We start from the raw sequence: 14,366 nt of genomic DNA on the forward strand, positions 1-14,366 counted from the left end.
TCCAGAGATGGCTATGAAACTGAATCGGCGCGTCCTGCGCGCGTGGCGCCAGCTGCCATTGACCTCTCCGCGACTCTGGGCCCGCCGCCTGGCCTTTTGGGTGGGCGCGATCATGGTCGCCTTCGTCGCCATCGGCTTCGCCAATCTGGCAGATTGGGCGCAGCAGGGGTTTTCCTGGATGACGGGCCGCCATCATTGGCTGGCGCTGTTCATCGCCCCGGCGGGATTTGCACTCTCCGTCCTGCTGACCCAGCGGGTTTTTCCGGGCGCGCAGGGCAGCGGCATTCCGCAGGTGATCGCCGCCATGCATATGCAGGACGAGGGGCGGATTGCCCGGGTGCTGTCGCTGCGGGTGGGGCTGGGCAAGGTGCTGCTCACCTTGCTGGGACTGCTGTCGGGCGCCTCCATCGGCCGCGAGGGGCCGACGGTGCAGGTGGGTGCCTCGATCATGCAGGCGCTGGGGCGGGCGCTGCGCCTGCCGCGGCTGGAGACGCAGCGCGGCCTGGTGCTTGCGGGAGGCGCGGCCGGCGTGGCAGCCGCCTTCAATACGCCGCTCGCCGGGATCGTCTTCGCGATCGAGGAGCTGAGCCACAGCTTCGAATCCCGCACCAGCGGCATGGTGCTGACGGCGGTGATCCTGGGCGGCATCGCGACGCTCGCGCTGTCGGGCAATTATACCTATTTCGGCGTGACCTCCGTCAGCCTGCCCTTGGGCGCCGGATGGTTCGCGGTACTGCTGTGCGGGGTCATCGGCGGATTGCTTGGCGGCGCCTTCAGCCAGAGCCTGATCGTGATCACCCGCGGCGTGCCGGGCCGGATCGGCCGCTGGATCAAGGCCTATCCGGTCGGCTTTGCCGCCTTCTGCGGCCTTTTGATTGCGATCATCGGCCTGGCATCGGGCGGGGCCACCTACGGCACCGGTTATACCCAGGCGCGCATGCTGGTCGAGGGCGACGCCAGGCTGCCGGTGACCTTCTTCATTCTGAAATTTCTGGCGAGCGCCATTTCCTATCTCAGCGGCATTCCGGGCGGCATCTTCGCGCCCTCGCTGTCGGTGGGCGCGTCACTCGGCAGCTGGCTTGCGCATTTCATGCCCGGAAGCCCGGCGCGGGCCATCGTGCTACTGGGGATGGCGGGCTATTTCGCGGGCGTCGTGCAGGCGCCGATCACGGCTTTCGTCATCGTGCTGGAAATGACGGCGAACCAGCAGATGACGATACCGATCATGGCGACCGCCATGCTGGGCTATGCGACCTCCCGACTGGTTTGCCGCCGCCCGCTTTACGCGACGCTCGCCAAACGGTTCCTGCGCGACACCGAGACCACAAGCACGATCACGGCGCCGCCGGAAACGGCCGCTTAATTGCGGCCGTAGGTGTCTTCGTAGCGGACGATATCGTCCTCACCCAGATAGGCGCCGGACTGCACTTCGATCAGCGTGAGCGGAATCCGGCCGGGATTGTAGAGGCGATGCTTGCAGCCCAGCGGCAGATAGATGCTCTCGTTTTCGCGGACCAGAATCTCATCCTCGTCCCGCGTCACGATGGCCGTGCCTTCGACCACGACCCAATGTTCGGCGCGGTGGAAATGGCTTTGCAGGGACAGCTTCTCACCCGATTTGACGACGATGCGCTTGACCTGGAAGCGGTCGCCCAGGATCAGCACCTCATAATGGCCCCAGGGGCGGTAGCTGAGATTATGGGTCGTGGCTTCCGCGCGCTTCTCGGCTTTCAGCCGCTCGACGATCTTCTTCACGTCCTGGGCGTGGTCCTTGTGCGCGGCAAGGACGGCATCCTCGGTCACCACGACGATCGCGTCATCCAGGCCGAGCACGGCGGTCAGCATGCCGTCGCTGCGCACGTAGCAATTCTGGGCGTCCTGCAGGATGACGTCGCCGACGGCGACATTGCCGGTGGCGTCCTTCTCGCCCAGATCCCAAAGCGCGCTCCAGCTGCCCACGTCGGACCAGTGGAAATTGACCGGAACCACGGCGGCGCGGGTGGTATGCTCCGCGACCGCATAATCGAGGCTGATATTGGGGCAGGCGGCGAAGGCTTCACGGCCGAGACGGATGAAATCAAGATCGGTGGTGCGCGCCTCGACCGCGCGGCGGACGGTCGCCAGCACATGCGGGGCATGGGCCTGCAGCTCTTCCAGCAGGGTGCTGACGGTGAAGACGAAGATGCCGGAATTCCACAGCACGCTGCCCGTGGCGATGAGCTTTTGCGCGAGTGCGGCGTCCGGCTTTTCGATGAAGCGGGTCAGCTTATGCGCCTGCGGCGTCTTTTCGATCGCCGCGCCCATTTCGATATAGCCGAAGCCGGTCTCGGGCTTGGTCGGGTGAATGCCGAGGGTGACGACCATGCCGGTGCGCGCGACCTCGGCCGCGGTCAGCAGCGCCTGGCGGAGCGCCGGGCCATCGGGGATCGCGGCATCCGCCGCCATCATGCAGATGACGGCCTGAGGATCATCCTGGGCGAGGAGAAGCGCGGCGGCGGCGATGGCCGGCGCGCTGTTGCGGCCTACCGGCTCGAGCACGATGCGAGCCCCGGTGACGCCGTTTTCACGCATCTGCTCGGCCACCATGAAGCGGTGCGCCTCGTTGCACACAATCATGGGCGGCGCGAATTCGCCACCGAAGGTGCGCAGCGCAGTTTCGGCGATGAGCGGCTTTTCGGAGGCCAGCGGCCAGAACTGCTTCGGGAAGCTTTCCCGCGACACCGGCCAAAGCCGGGTGCCGGAGCCGCCCGAGAGGATGACGGGCACGACAGTCTGTGCCGACGCGCTCCGGCGCGACAACTCAGTCTTGAGGTCCAATTGCATTGTACCGGAGTCCCTTTTGGCAGTTCCTGCAAAGGACGTTTATGACCATGGCGCGCGCAATTCAATCATTGCGCGCTACGCCCTTCGCCTGATGTCCGCTGACATTGGCCCCGGCCTGGGCCGGAAGCGGCAGGAAATCCGCGATGCCCAGCAGCGAGAAAAGGAAGGTTGCGGCGAAGGCGAAGTGGAAATCGCTGACGGTGAGCTGGTGGCCGCCGAGCAGGCCATGGCCCAGGCGTAGCAGAATGGCGCCGACCGCGACGCCGAGCCCGAAGGCGACCTGCTGGCCGAGATTGAACAGCGTATTGGCCGAGGTCATGCGCTCGGCCGGGATATCGGCATAGGCGAGCGTGTTCATGGCCGTGAACTCCGTCGACCGCGCCATGCCGCTGACCAGCAGCAGGGGCAGGAGCAGCCAGGCCGGGGTCGTGTCGTTCACCAGCGCGAAGCCGAGGAAGGTAAAGGCGAGGATGAGCCCGTTGATAATCAGCACGCGGCGGAAGCCGAAGCGGCGCATCAGGGGCGAAGTGAGCGGCTTGATGGCCAGATTGCCGACGAAGAGCACCAGCAGCAGCGAGCCGGCTGCGACCGGACTGCGGTGAAAGCCGAGCTGGAACATGAGCGGCAGCAGGAAGGGCGCGGCATTGATGCCGATGCGGATGAGCGAGCCGCCGCGCAGCGTCGCGCGGAAGCTGGGGATGGCGAGGGCTGAAAATTCGATCAGCGGCGTGCGGGCGTATTTGGCGTGGCGGGCCGTCGCCCAGGCCCCGAGCGCGCCAAGCACCATGAGACCGAGGCTCAAGCCCAGATTGCCGGAGGCGGTGCCGGCGAGGCTGGCGCCATAGACGAAGGTGATGGCGGTGAGGCCGCTGAGGATGGCGCCCGGAATATCGAGCTTGCGCGGCCCGGCGCGGGTGCCGTCGCGGATGATCAGCATCGTGGCGATCAGGCCGACCAGGCCGATCGGCACATTGAGGAAGAAGATCCAGCGCCAGGAGGCGTAGGTGGTGAGAAAGCCGCCGACCACGGGCCCGAGGATGGGGGCGACGAGGGCGGGCCAGGTGATCAGCGCCGTGGCCCGCATCAGCTCGGATTTCGGCGTCACGCGCAGCACGACGAGCCGGCCGACCGGCACCATCATGGCGCCCCCCAGCCCCTGCAGGACGCGCGCGGCAAAGAAGGTCCATAATCCGTTCGACAGGCCGCAGGCCGCGGAAGCGGCCGTGAAGATCAAAATGGCGCTGGCGAAGACGGCGCGGGCCCCGAAGCGCTCGGCCGCCCAGCCGCTGAGCGGAATGCCGGCCGCCAGCATGATCATATAGGCTGTGATGCCGAGATTGAGGTCGACGGGATGAACCCGGAAGCTTTCCGCCATGCGCGGCAGGGCCGTATTGATGACGGTACCGTCCAGAAATTCCATGAAGCCGCAGCCGGCGACCAGGAGGGCGGTGAGCCGCGTCAGTTGAGCGTCGCGCATCGCCATCGCGTCAGGCGCGGCGGGCTGTGGTAGGACCGGCGCGGTCGCGCCAATGCCCGCGATGGTCGGCCAGATAGATCACCAGCACGGCGCAGGGCGGCAGCACGCCGAGCAGGGCGACGAGCTTCCAGCCGGCAAAGGCATAGGCAAGCGGAGCGAGCGCGGAGCCCACGGAGGCGGAGAGAAAGGCCCCGGCGATGAACATGGCGTTCATGCGGCTGCGATGCTCCGGCGCCAGATCGAACAGGGCTTTTTGCGAAAAGGCGAGGTTTGCCTGGACGCCGCCATCCAGCAGCATGGTGCTGAGCACGAAGACGCCGATGCCGAGCCAGCCGCGGGCCGCGGCCCCTTCCCAGGTCAGCGCGAGGCCTGCGGCGACCATCACGATGGCGACGAGGGTGCCGACGACGCTGCGTCCGGCATCCGCCATGCGGCCGGCGATGGGGGCCGATAAGGCGCCGGCGGCGCCGACGAGGGAAAAAACCGCGATTTCGCGCTGGCCGAAGCCGAAATGACGGGTGAGTTCCAGCGGAATGGTCGTCCAGAAGACCGAAAAGGCGAAGAACAGGCCCATCTGATAGGCCATGCGCTGCCGCAGCACGCCAGTGCGTCGCAGAATAGGCCAGAGCGAGCCGATGACATGCAGATAGTGACCCCGCGATGCCGGCTGCCGGTCTGGCAGGCGGGTCCAGAGGGCCACGCCCATGCCAAGCGTCACGACGGTCGCGACCACAAAGACGGTGCGCCAGCCGGCGACGCTTTCAATGAGGCTGGCGATCGGCCGGCTGAACAGAATGCCGGTGAGGAGCCCGCTGACGACGGTGCCGACCTGCCGCCCGCGATTCTCAGCCAAAGCGAGATGGGCCGCCATCGGTACCACGATCTGCGCATTGACGGCCGTGAGGCCGATGACGAAGCAGGCGATGAGAAAGACGGTCGCGGAATGGGCGAGCGAGGTTGCGATCAGGGTCAGCGCGGCGAGCGCCACGGTCGTGACCATCAGCCGCCGGTTTTCCAGAAAATCGCCCAGCGGCACCAGGAGAAGAAGCCCGGCGGCGTAGCCGAGCTGAGTCAGTGTCACCACCAGGCCGTAGCCGCCCGGCGCCAGGCCGACGGAGGGGCCGATGAGACCGATCAGCGGCTGCGCGAGATAGAGATTGGCGACGCTGGTGCCAGCGGCGCCGGCCAGCAGCAGGGTCATCCCCCTGGACAGTCCAGCGGATGGGCGGTGCGCGGTCTCTGGGGGCATGGGCTGAGCTAGGGCGGCCCCGCAGGGTCTGTCAACGCGTGGAGACGACGCCCGCCTCTGCGTTCAGACGGTCGATCAGCGCCTGCAAGTCGGCCGGTGGCTCGGTGCGGAAGGACAGCGGCGCACCCGTGCGCGGATGGGCGAAGGCGAGGCTGGCGGCATGCAGCGCCTGACGCGGGAAATCCATCAGCTCGGTGCGCAGATCGGGCGCCAGATTTTTGGAGACCGCCGGGACACGCCGCAGATAGACGCCATCGCCGATGATGGGATGGCCGTTATGGGAGAGATGGACGCGGATCTGGTGGGTGCGGCCGGTAGACAGCTTCACGTCCAGCAGGGAGACCGCGAGGCGCCAGATTTGCAGCGTTGAATAATGTGTGAGCGCGGCACGGCCGCCGCTGGCGCGCACCGCCATGCGCTTGCGGTCGCGCGGATCGCGACCGATCGGTCCTTCGATATCGCCGGCCGATGGGCTCATCAGCCCCCAGGCCAAGGCGAGATAGTGGCGGTCGAGATCGCGATTGGCGAAAACCTCCGAGAGGCGGGCATGCGCCAGTTCGGTTTTGGCGGCGACCATGACGCCGGACGTATCCTTGTCCAGGCGATGGACGATGCCGGGGCGGCGCTCGCCGCCGATGCCGGTGAGGCTGTCGCCGCAGTGATGGAGCAGCGCATTGACCAGCGTACCCTGGTAGTTGCCCGGCGCCGGATGGACGACGAGGCCGACCGGCTTGTCGATGACGATGAGATCCGAGTCCTCGTACAGCACCGTCAGCGGGATATTCTCGGGCTGCGGCGTCGCGGGGGCGGCTTCCGGCACCTGAAGCGCGTAGCTGACCCCGGCCTGTACAGGTTCCGACGGGTCGCGCACCGTCACCCCGGCGCGACTTGCCATCCCGTCCAGGATCAGGTTCTTGATCCGCGAACGGGAGACGCCGTCGAAACGCTGGGCGAGAAACCGGTCCAGCCGCTCGCCGGCATCTTCGGGCGTGGCGGTGATCTCATCGGGCTGAAGGATGACGTCCTCGTCATCGAGGTCGGCGTCCGGGTCGAAGTAAGCGGTCGGGGTCTTGGTCATGCGCGAGAGATACAAGCAATCGGGAAAGCCGGTATAGGGTTTGAGGACGAGTTGATGGAAAAGACACGGCCCCTGCTGATGGTGGTCATCGGTTTGGGTATTCTCGTCGTGCTCGGCACGACGGTGGTGATCGTCAAGGTCGTCAAGGACTTGATCAGCGGCCACCCGGCCGCGCCGGTGGCCGAGAGCGGCGGCATGACGGCCGATACGATCGCGCTGACGACGAACATGCTGAGCCAGCCGGCGGGCTCGCATATCGTCAATATTGCGGGCGTCGGCGGGCGGCTGAGCGTGCTGATCAGTGGCGGCGGCCCGGACCGTGTGCTGTTCGTGGACCCCGCCACCGGGCATGTCACCGGCCAGCTCATGCTGGGGAAATAGCGGCGCGATGGATGCCGGTCCCCTTGCCCTGGCTCCTGATGCCGATGCGGCGGCCCGGCGGTCCCTGCGGCGGCACCGGGCGGTCGCGACCGGATTGCTGATCGTGATGGGCGGCCTGTGCGGGGCGAGCTTCGCGCTGCCGCATGGCCTGCCGCAGGAACTTCTCGCTTCTGCCTCCAAGGCAGGCGTGGTGGGTGGCCTGGCGGACTGGTTCGCGGTGACGGCGCTGTTCCGTCATCCTTTGGGCCTGCCCATTCCGCATACCGCGATCATTCCGGCGCAAAAGGAACGGCTGGGCCGGGCGCTGGGCCGCTTCATTGGCGCCCATGTCATAACCAGCGCGGAAGTGTCCCGCGTTCTGGCGGGGGCCGATCTACCCGGCCTGATCCACCGCTTTCTGTCCAACCCGGCGACCACCCGTCCGGCGGCGGCCGCCATGGCCGCGGCGCTGCCACGCATCCTGACCTCAATCGAAGACGGCCGGGCGCGCCGGTTGATGCGGCGTCTGCTGCCGCGTCTGGTCGGTGGCCCGGATGCCGGCCGCGTGGTCGCCCGTGCGCTGTATGGGCTGGTCGAAGGGGGGCGGCATCAGGAGGTGTTTACCTTCGTGCTGGGTCAGCTGCGCAGCATGCTGACGAGCAAGGAGGATGACCTGCGCGGCGGCATTCGTGACCGCGTGCGCGAACAGGGCGGTTCTCTTCTCGGCTGGGCGATCGGCGGCAGTGTCGCGAAACGGGTGATCGCAGCGGTCAATGCCGAGATCGATGCCATCGGCCCCGAAGGATCGACCATGCGCCTGGCCTTCGACGACTGGGTGCGCGAGCAGATTCAGCTGATCGAGACCGACCCGGAGCGCGCGGCGGAAATCGGCGCCGCGGTGAAGCGCGTGGTCTCGCATCCTTCCGTGCAGGAGTGGCTGCAGGATGTCTGGGAGCGCCTGCGGCTTGCCATCGAGCGCGATGCCGCGAAACCGAACGGGCATACGATGGCGATCCTGGAAGCGACTTTGCAGAAGTTCGGCGCGGCAATCGAGGAGGACCCGGCGATCCGCGCGGGTCTGGACCGGGGAGTCGCGGCCATCGTCGCGGCCCTGCTGCCGCTGGCGCAGGAGCGGGCCGCGGATTTCGTCGCCGATGTCGTTGCCAAATGGGATGCCAAGACGGTGACGGAACGGCTGGAACTGCGGATTGGCCGCGACCTGCAATATATCCGCATCAACGGTACTTTGGTCGGCTTCCTGGCGGGCGGTGTGCTGTTTCTGCTGTTACGCGCCATTTTCGGGACAAGTGCCGGCGCGCTGTGAGCCGCCGGTTTTGACAGCCGTGCCGGAGACGGCTGATGATCAGACAAGACCGCGAAGCGGCGTAGCCTGCGAGAGGAGATGAGACAGATGCATGTGATGATTTTGGGTGGCGCCGGCATGGTCGGCCGCAAGCTTTCCGAGCGGATCGTGGCGGAGGGCGGCCTGGGCGGCAAGCCGGTTGAGCATCTGACGCTGATCGATATCATCGCGCCGATGACGCCGCATGGCTTCATCGGCACCACCGATTGCACCGCGGCCGATCTCTCCGTGCCGGGCACGGCGGCCGAGGTCCTGACCACGCGCCCCGACATCATCTTCCATCTGGCCGCCATCGTCTCGGGCGAGGCGGAGACCGACCTGGAAAAAGGCTATCGGGTCAATCTGGACGGGATGCGGTTTCTGCTCGACGCGATCCGCGGGGAGCAGGCCAAGGGTGGGGAATGGAAACCCCGCGTGGTCTTTTCCTCCTCCATCGCGGTCTTCGGCGGCGACATGCCGGATGTCATCGGCGACGAGTATTTCCAGACGCCGGGCACGAGCTATGGCACGCAGAAGGCGATGTGCGAGCTGCTGCTGGCGGATTATTCCCGCCGCGGCTTCATCGACGGCATCGGCCTGCGCCTGCCGACGGTCTGCGTGCGGCCGGGCAAGCCCAACCTGGCCGCGTCGGGCTTCTTCTCGAATATCATCCGGGAGCCGCTGATTGGCCTGCCCGCCGTGCTGCCGGTGAGCGACACGGTGCAGCATTGGATGGCGAGCCCGCGCGCGACCATCGGCTTTCTGGTTCATGCCGCGGGCCTGGACACTGGTCTGTTGCGCGGACGCACGACTCTCTCGATGCCGGGCCTGTCGGTGACGGTCGCCGAGCAGATCGCGGCTTTGGAAAAGGTGGCCGGCCCGAAGGCCGTTGCGCTGATCAGGCGCGAGCCGGATGAGCGGATCATCCGCATCGTCGATACCTGGGCGCGCGGTTTCGATACCACCCGCGCATCCTCACTCGGCTTCGTCGCCGAGACCAAGTTCGAGGAGATCATCCAGGTCCATATCGAGGACGAGTTGGGCGGGGTGATTCCTACCAGAGCCTGACCACGCCATAGGCGTCGAAAGGGTGCTCATTCGAGACAAGCACCAGATCATCCAGGATTGCCTGGGCAACGAGCATGCGGTCGAAAGGGTCGCGGTGCGGTCCGGGCAGGTCTCCGGCGCGTTGCGCATGCCGGAGGCTGATCGGCAGGCCGAGGAAGCCCTGATCGGTGACCACGCCGGTGAGGTCGGACAGGAGGGCGGCGCTGAGGACAAGCTTGCCAAGGCGATGTTTGGTCGTGATCTCCCACAGCGATGCGGCGCTCACGAAGACCGCATTGGTTTCCTCCGCAATCGCCGCGCGGGCGGCTGGGGAGAGCGCCGCGTCACCGGCCAGCCACCAGAGCAGCGCATGCGTATCCAGCAGGAGCCGCATCCACTATTCCCAGCCGGCCAGCTCCGCTTCCGGGAGCGGGTCAAAAAATGCGGGCCTAAGGCTGATCTCTCCCTGCCGCGCGCCAAACCGGCGCTGCGGGGCCTGGGGGCGGAAGGGCACGAGCTTGGCGATCGGGTCTTTGCCGCGTGCGATGATGATCTCCTCGCCGCCTTCAACGCGCGCCAGCAATTGCGAGAGATGGGTTTTAGCCGCGTGGATGGTGACGCTGTCCATGCTCGGTGGCCGTGATGTTAGCTAACTAGGCTAGCTAAATTAGGCCGTGCTGTCCACGTTTTGGTGCATGCGACCGGTCAGCGCCGCGCTGGCGCCAGACGATAGGGGTTCCGGCAGGCGCCGGTGCTGGAAACCTAGCGATCAATTAACGAGCGTTGCGCAGGCCGCAGCAGAGAGGCAGTCGCCAAGCAAAAACTTCTCGCCTAGTATCTTCCGTAAAGAACGGGGACGCGACGCATCCCCCACAAAAAAAGTCGGGGATAACGACCTATGCGCATAGCGATACCCATCGAAATCGACTCCGATGAAACCCGCGTGGCGGTTACGCCCGAAACGGTGGGGAAGCTGATCAAGCTCGGGGCCACGGTGGTCGTCGCGCGCGGTGCGGGACTGAAATCAGGCGTGCCGGATGCGGAGTATGCCGACGCGGGGGCGGACCTCGCCGACCAGGCCGAGGTTGCCCGTGGGGCAGACATTATTCTGAAGGTGCGGCGGCCGACGCCAGGCGAGCTGGCGACCTATCCCGCGGGCGCCATCCTGATCGGCGTGCTTGACCCTTACGGCCAGGCGGCGGCGCTGGAACAGATCGCGGCGGCCGGTATCAGTGCCTTTTCCATGGAGCTGATGCCCCGCATCACCCGCGCGCAAAGCATGGATGTGCTGTCCTCCCAGGCCAATCTCGCCGGCTATCGCGCGGTCATCGACGCTTCCGCGAGCTACGGAAGGGCGCTGCCGATGATGATGACGGCTGCCGGCACCGTGCCCGCCGCGAAGGTTTTCGTGATGGGTGCGGGTGTCGCCGGGCTGCAGGCAATCGCGACGGCGCGGCGCCTGGGCGCTGTGGTGACCGCGACCGATGTGCGGCCAGCGGCGAAGGAACAGGTTGCCTCCCTCGGCGCCAAATTCGTCGCGGTCGAGGATGACGAGTTCAAACAGGCGGAGAGTGCGGCGGGCTACGCCAAGCCGATGTCGCCGGAGTATCAGGCCAAGCAGGCGGCGCTCGTGGCCGAGCACATCAAGAAACAGGATATCGTCATCACCACGGCGCTGATCCCCGGCCGGCCCGCGCCGCGCCTGATCAATGCCGCCATGGTCGCCTCCATGCGCTCCGGCTCCGTGATCGTCGACCTTGCGGTCGAGCGGGGCGGGAATGTGGAGGGCGCGGTCGCCGGCCAGGAAACGGTGACGGCAAACGGCGTCCGCATCCTCGGCCACAGCAATACCGCGGGGCGGATCGCGGCTTCGGCTTCCGCGCTGTATGCCCGCAACCTGCTCAATTTCGTCGAGACGCTGATCGACAAAACGACCAAGGCGATCAGCCCGAACTGGGATGACGAGCTGGTCCGCGCCACGCTGCTGACGCGGGACGGCGCCGTCGTGCATCCGAATTTCAAAGCCGCAGCCTAAAAACCACGCCTTCACCACGCCACGCCGCGCAAGACGGCGGTCCAGGGGGATGCCATGAATCAGACAGATGTGATTGCGACCGGCGCGGGCGCCGCCGCCCATACATTGAGCGGAGGGCTGGTCGATCCCTTCGTCTTTCGCTTCGCGATCTTCGTGCTGGCGATCTTCGTCGGCTATTACGTCGTCTGGTCGGTGACCCCGGCTTTGCACACGCCGCTGATGGCCGTGACCAACGCCATTTCCTCCGTGATCGTTGTCGGCGCGTTGTTGGCCGTTGGCGTCTCGATGCATAGCGTGCTGGGCGGACATTCCGGTGTCGCCCGCTTCTTCGGCTTCATCGCCCTCGTGCTGGCGTCGATCAATATCTTCGGCGGCTTTCTGGTCACGCAACGCATGCTGGCGATGTACAAGCCGCGTGCCGCGCTGACGCCGAAGAAGCACTGAGCGCCATCATGTCCCTGGATCTCGCGCAGCTTCTCTACCTCGTCGCCGCCATTCTGTTTATCCTGGCGCTACGCGGTCTTTCGTCACCCCGCTCCTCCCGCAGGGGCAATCAGATGGGCATGGCCGGCATGGCCATCGCCGCGCTCACCACGCTTGCCGCCGCCGCCCCCAGCGGCTTCAGCGGCTGGCTGCTGGTGGTGCTGGGCATCGCCATCGGCGGCGGCATTGGCGCGGTCGTTGCCCGGCGGGTGGCGATGACCGCGATGCCGCAGCTGGTTGCGGCCTTCCATTCGGGCGTCGGTCTTGCCGCGGTCTGCGTGGCGGCGGCCGCGAGCTATGCGCCGCAGGCCTTCGGCATCGGTTTGCCGGGGGCGATCGACACCGGTTCGCTGGTCGAGATGTCGATCGGCCTGGCGATTGGCGCGGTGACCTTCACCGGTTCGGTGATCGCCTTCGCCAAGCTCAATGGCAATATGTCCGGCCGGCCGATCATGCTGCCGCAGCGGCACGTCATCAACGTAGCGCTGGCTGTCATCCTCGTGCTGCTGATCGTCTGCTTCATCACCACCCAGTCGCATTTGATCTTCTGGCTGATCGTGATTTCGGCGCTGGCGCTGGGCGGCCTTCTTATTATCCCGATCGGCGGCGCGGATATGCCGGTCGTCGTTTCGATGCTGAACTCCTATTCCGGCTGGGCTGCCGCCGGCATCGGCTTCACGCTCGGCAATCTCGCACTGATTATCACCGGCGCGCTGGTCGGCTCGTCCGGCGCCATTCTGAGCTACATCATGTGTTCGGCGATGAACCGCAGCTTTATCTCGGTCATCCTCGGCGGCTTCGGGGGTGAGACGGCGGTCGCCTCAGGCGTTGTCGAGACGCGGCCGGTGAAGCAGGGCGCGGCAGACGATGCCGCCTTCATCATGAAGAATGCCGGGCAGGTGATCATCGTGCCGGGCTACGGCATGGCGGTGGCGCAGGCGCAGCACGCGCTGCGCGAGATGGCGGACCGGCTGAAGGAGGAGGGGGTGCAGGTCCGCTACGCCATCCATCCGGTGGCGGGCCGCATGCCGGGGCATATGAACGTGCTGCTGGCCGAGGCCAATGTCCCCTATGACGATGTCTTCGAGCTGGAAGACATCAATGCCGAATTCGGCCAGGCGGATGTCGCCTTCGTCATCGGCGCCAATGACGTGACCAACCCGGCGGCCAAGACGGATAAAAGTTCGCCGATCTATGGCATGCCGATCCTGGAAGTCGACAAGGCGAAAACCGTGCTGTTTCTCAAGCGCGGCATGGGATCAGGCTATGCCGGCGTCGAAAATCCGCTGTTCTTCAAGGATAATACGATGATGCTGTTCGGCGACGCCAAGAAGATGGTGGAGCAGATTCTTAAGGCGCTGTGACATTCCATAGGCGCCTCTGAAAGGCCGGAGCCTGCGATCACAGGCTTCGGCAAAAGGGCAGCCCGACCCAGAGAATGGTGAGGCGGGAACCCTTTTGGTTCTGATTGCAAAAGCCCGTGAGCGCAGAGGAGCCGAACCAGAACACGCCACTGGCAACGGCAGCGACGACTGCAGGTGCGCCCGTGACTCCAAATCCACCCAGAATGGCGCTCAAGGTCCCGGTGCCCGCCGCAGCACTGTTGAGATGGTTGGAAATCTGGTTCAGTTCAGCATGGCTGAGGTCAAGCACAACACCGAACGGCGTATAGGTGAGCCGTGCCATACTATCCCTTCCGAATGCGAATTAAGATGTTCGCAGTCAGGGGATGTAGGGCTCTATGACCCTCGGATCGATCAGACCCTGCACGATCTTTCGGTTCGTCTCATCGAGTGATCGCTTAAGGTCAGCGAATATGACGGGATCAGATATGCCGATCGCGATGCCGTCTTCGGCGTCCAGCAGAAAACGGCCATCGGCGCTTCTGTGAAGGTGCTTCTGAAAAGCAACCATCGCCGATTCATATGGACTGCTCATAAACTGTCTCACCACTGCCCTTGCCAACACGCATCGACCAGTTTGTGAGACAATCACTCACCGATGGGGACGCCCAGTCAAGCTAATTGCGCCGAACGGTCGCTCAATCGAGTCCCGCGAGGAGCAGCAATTGTCGGGCTGACACGACGGCCTCTAGCGCCCCTGGCGGCGGGCGCGGCGCATGGCGTCCATCTGCGCCATGATCGGGCCGAGCGGTCCGCTCATCGTGGTACCGTTCTGGCGCATGCGCCAGAGCTGGAAGCGCAGCGCGGCATAGCCGATGAGGGCGGCGCCGATTGCGATCGGCACCAGGATCAGTGCGAGCGACAGGACGAGGCCGACAACCACCACGGCGCCGGCCAAAACGCCCACGATCGCCAGATTGCGGGCAAAGCTGCCGCGCGGCGGACCGGATGGCGCCCAGCCGGTGAAGCCGCCCCTGGCAAAGCGTGGGTCGCGCGCCGTTTCCACGAAGGAGCCATCGGGGCGCATGTCGATATCATGAGGGCGATTTTCCATCATGGGATGGAGAGT

16 protein-coding genes are annotated in these 14,366 nt (G+C 65.8%); 7 read left to right on the forward strand and 9 right to left on the reverse strand.

What is annotated here, in order from left to right:
* Positions 1-13: 13 nt before the first annotated feature.
* A complete protein-coding gene (locus AC3G7M_RS05865; protein ID WP_489214770.1) occupies positions 14-1,363 on the forward strand; it encodes a chloride channel protein in 1,350 nt (449 codons plus the stop codon).
* Here the strand turns inward: AC3G7M_RS05865 and AC3G7M_RS05870 are convergent.
* The 4 genes from AC3G7M_RS05870 to AC3G7M_RS05885 all read right to left on the reverse strand — a co-directional run bounded on the left by AC3G7M_RS05870 (position 1,360) and on the right by AC3G7M_RS05885 (position 6,627).
* On the reverse strand, positions 1,360-2,823 hold the full coding sequence (locus AC3G7M_RS05870) for a mannose-1-phosphate guanylyltransferase/mannose-6-phosphate isomerase (protein ID WP_489214771.1): 1,464 nt from the start codon (positions 2,821-2,823) through the stop codon (positions 1,360-1,362). The two genes, AC3G7M_RS05865 and AC3G7M_RS05870, sit on opposite strands and share 4 nt — an antisense overlap.
* 61 nt (positions 2,824-2,884) lie before the next feature.
* A complete protein-coding gene (locus AC3G7M_RS05875; RefSeq protein ID WP_489214772.1) occupies positions 2,885-4,300 on the reverse strand; it encodes an MFS transporter in 1,416 nt (471 codons plus the stop codon).
* 10 nt (positions 4,301-4,310) lie between these two features.
* The gene (locus AC3G7M_RS05880; RefSeq protein WP_489214773.1) at positions 4,311-5,501 is read right to left on the reverse strand and encodes an MFS transporter; all 1,191 of its coding nucleotides are present in this window, start codon (positions 5,499-5,501) and stop codon (positions 4,311-4,313) included.
* A 79-nt stretch (positions 5,502-5,580) separates the two neighbouring features.
* Positions 5,581-6,627: an RluA family pseudouridine synthase gene (locus AC3G7M_RS05885; protein WP_489214774.1), complete on the reverse strand. Its 1,047-nt coding sequence runs from the start codon at positions 6,625-6,627 to the stop codon at positions 5,581-5,583.
* Positions 6,628-6,681: 54 nt separating this feature from the next.
* On the opposite strand from AC3G7M_RS05885, the gene AC3G7M_RS05890 reads away from it, so the two are divergent.
* The 3 genes from AC3G7M_RS05890 to denD all read left to right on the forward strand — a co-directional run bounded on the left by AC3G7M_RS05890 (position 6,682) and on the right by denD (position 9,397).
* Positions 6,682-7,008: a hypothetical protein gene (locus AC3G7M_RS05890; RefSeq protein ID WP_489214775.1), complete on the forward strand. Its 327-nt coding sequence runs from the start codon at positions 6,682-6,684 to the stop codon at positions 7,006-7,008.
* A gap of 7 nt (positions 7,009-7,015) precedes the next feature.
* Positions 7,016-8,311 (forward strand): DUF445 domain-containing protein, encoded by a 1,296-nt coding sequence (locus AC3G7M_RS05895; RefSeq protein WP_489214776.1) that lies wholly within the window; start codon positions 7,016-7,018, stop codon positions 8,309-8,311.
* 87 nt (positions 8,312-8,398) lie between these two features.
* Positions 8,399-9,397, forward strand: a complete 999-nt coding sequence (denD, locus tag AC3G7M_RS05900; protein WP_489214777.1) for a D-erythronate dehydrogenase — start codon at positions 8,399-8,401, stop codon at positions 9,395-9,397.
* On the opposite strand, the gene AC3G7M_RS05905 is transcribed toward denD, so the two are convergent.
* Together AC3G7M_RS05905 and AC3G7M_RS05910 are read right to left on the reverse strand one after the other, a co-directional pair.
* Positions 9,384-9,770, reverse strand: a complete 387-nt coding sequence (locus tag AC3G7M_RS05905) for a type II toxin-antitoxin system VapC family toxin (protein WP_489214778.1) — start codon at positions 9,768-9,770, stop codon at positions 9,384-9,386. The genes denD and AC3G7M_RS05905 overlap by 14 nt on opposite strands.
* A gap of 3 nt (positions 9,771-9,773) precedes the next feature.
* Complete coding sequence (locus AC3G7M_RS05910; protein WP_489214779.1) at positions 9,774-10,004, reverse strand: type II toxin-antitoxin system Phd/YefM family antitoxin; 231 nt, start codon at positions 10,002-10,004, stop codon at positions 9,774-9,776.
* A 270-nt stretch (positions 10,005-10,274) separates the two neighbouring features.
* Here AC3G7M_RS05910 and AC3G7M_RS05915 point away from each other — a divergent pair, with 270 nt between their 5' ends.
* Genes AC3G7M_RS05915 through AC3G7M_RS05925 form a run of 3 tightly spaced genes read left to right on the forward strand, consistent with a single transcriptional unit; the run spans position 10,275 to position 13,258 of the window.
* On the forward strand, positions 10,275-11,411 hold the full coding sequence (locus AC3G7M_RS05915; RefSeq protein WP_489214780.1) for a Re/Si-specific NAD(P)(+) transhydrogenase subunit alpha: 1,137 nt from the start codon (positions 10,275-10,277) through the stop codon (positions 11,409-11,411).
* 54 nt (positions 11,412-11,465) lie between these two features.
* On the forward strand, positions 11,466-11,855 hold the full coding sequence (locus AC3G7M_RS05920) for a proton-translocating transhydrogenase family protein (RefSeq protein WP_489214781.1): 390 nt from the start codon (positions 11,466-11,468) through the stop codon (positions 11,853-11,855).
* 8 nt (positions 11,856-11,863) lie between these two features.
* On the forward strand, positions 11,864-13,258 hold the full coding sequence (locus AC3G7M_RS05925) for an NAD(P)(+) transhydrogenase (Re/Si-specific) subunit beta (RefSeq protein ID WP_489214782.1): 1,395 nt from the start codon (positions 11,864-11,866) through the stop codon (positions 13,256-13,258).
* A gap of 37 nt (positions 13,259-13,295) precedes the next feature.
* On the opposite strand, the gene AC3G7M_RS05930 is transcribed toward AC3G7M_RS05925, so the two are convergent.
* From AC3G7M_RS05930 to AC3G7M_RS05940, 3 genes are all read right to left on the reverse strand, one after another.
* Positions 13,296-13,580 carry a hypothetical protein gene (locus AC3G7M_RS05930; RefSeq protein ID WP_489214783.1) on the reverse strand — a complete coding sequence of 95 codons (285 nt, stop codon included), beginning with the start codon at positions 13,578-13,580 and terminating at the stop codon, positions 13,296-13,298.
* A 36-nt stretch (positions 13,581-13,616) separates the two neighbouring features.
* A complete protein-coding gene (locus AC3G7M_RS05935; RefSeq protein WP_489214784.1) occupies positions 13,617-13,832 on the reverse strand; it encodes a hypothetical protein in 216 nt (71 codons plus the stop codon).
* A 153-nt stretch (positions 13,833-13,985) separates the two neighbouring features.
* Positions 13,986-14,324 (reverse strand): hypothetical protein, encoded by a 339-nt coding sequence (locus tag AC3G7M_RS05940; protein ID WP_489214785.1) that lies wholly within the window; start codon positions 14,322-14,324, stop codon positions 13,986-13,988.
* Positions 14,325-14,366: the final 42 nt, after the last annotated feature.

Source organism: Acidisoma sibiricum, assembly GCF_057837225.1.

Coding starts and splice junctions, on each gene's coding strand:
- AC3G7M_RS05865 (WP_489214770.1), top strand. CDS start 14: ATGAAACTGAATCGGCGCGTCCTGCGCGCGTGGCGCCAGCTGCCATTG.
- AC3G7M_RS05870 (WP_489214771.1), bottom strand. CDS start 2,823: ATGCAATTGGACCTCAAGACTGAGTTGTCGCGCCGGAGCGCGTCGGCA.
- AC3G7M_RS05875 (WP_489214772.1), bottom strand. CDS start 4,300: ATGCGCGACGCTCAACTGACGCGGCTCACCGCCCTCCTGGTCGCCGGC.
- AC3G7M_RS05880 (WP_489214773.1), bottom strand. CDS start 5,501: ATGACCCTGCTGCTGGCCGGCGCCGCTGGCACCAGCGTCGCCAATCTC.
- AC3G7M_RS05885 (WP_489214774.1), bottom strand. CDS start 6,627: ATGACCAAGACCCCGACCGCTTACTTCGACCCGGACGCCGACCTCGAT.
- AC3G7M_RS05890 (WP_489214775.1), top strand. CDS start 6,682: ATGGAAAAGACACGGCCCCTGCTGATGGTGGTCATCGGTTTGGGTATT.
- AC3G7M_RS05895 (WP_489214776.1), top strand. CDS start 7,016: ATGGATGCCGGTCCCCTTGCCCTGGCTCCTGATGCCGATGCGGCGGCC.
- denD (WP_489214777.1), top strand. CDS start 8,399: ATGCATGTGATGATTTTGGGTGGCGCCGGCATGGTCGGCCGCAAGCTT.
- AC3G7M_RS05905 (WP_489214778.1), bottom strand. CDS start 9,770: ATGCGGCTCCTGCTGGATACGCATGCGCTGCTCTGGTGGCTGGCCGGT.
- AC3G7M_RS05910 (WP_489214779.1), bottom strand. CDS start 10,004: ATGGACAGCGTCACCATCCACGCGGCTAAAACCCATCTCTCGCAATTG.
- AC3G7M_RS05915 (WP_489214780.1), top strand. CDS start 10,275: ATGCGCATAGCGATACCCATCGAAATCGACTCCGATGAAACCCGCGTG.
- AC3G7M_RS05920 (WP_489214781.1), top strand. CDS start 11,466: ATGAATCAGACAGATGTGATTGCGACCGGCGCGGGCGCCGCCGCCCAT.
- AC3G7M_RS05925 (WP_489214782.1), top strand. CDS start 11,864: ATGTCCCTGGATCTCGCGCAGCTTCTCTACCTCGTCGCCGCCATTCTG.
- AC3G7M_RS05930 (WP_489214783.1), bottom strand. CDS start 13,580: ATGGCACGGCTCACCTATACGCCGTTCGGTGTTGTGCTTGACCTCAGC.
- AC3G7M_RS05935 (WP_489214784.1), bottom strand. CDS start 13,832: ATGAGCAGTCCATATGAATCGGCGATGGTTGCTTTTCAGAAGCACCTT.
- AC3G7M_RS05940 (WP_489214785.1), bottom strand. CDS start 14,324: ATGCGCCCCGATGGCTCCTTCGTGGAAACGGCGCGCGACCCACGCTTT.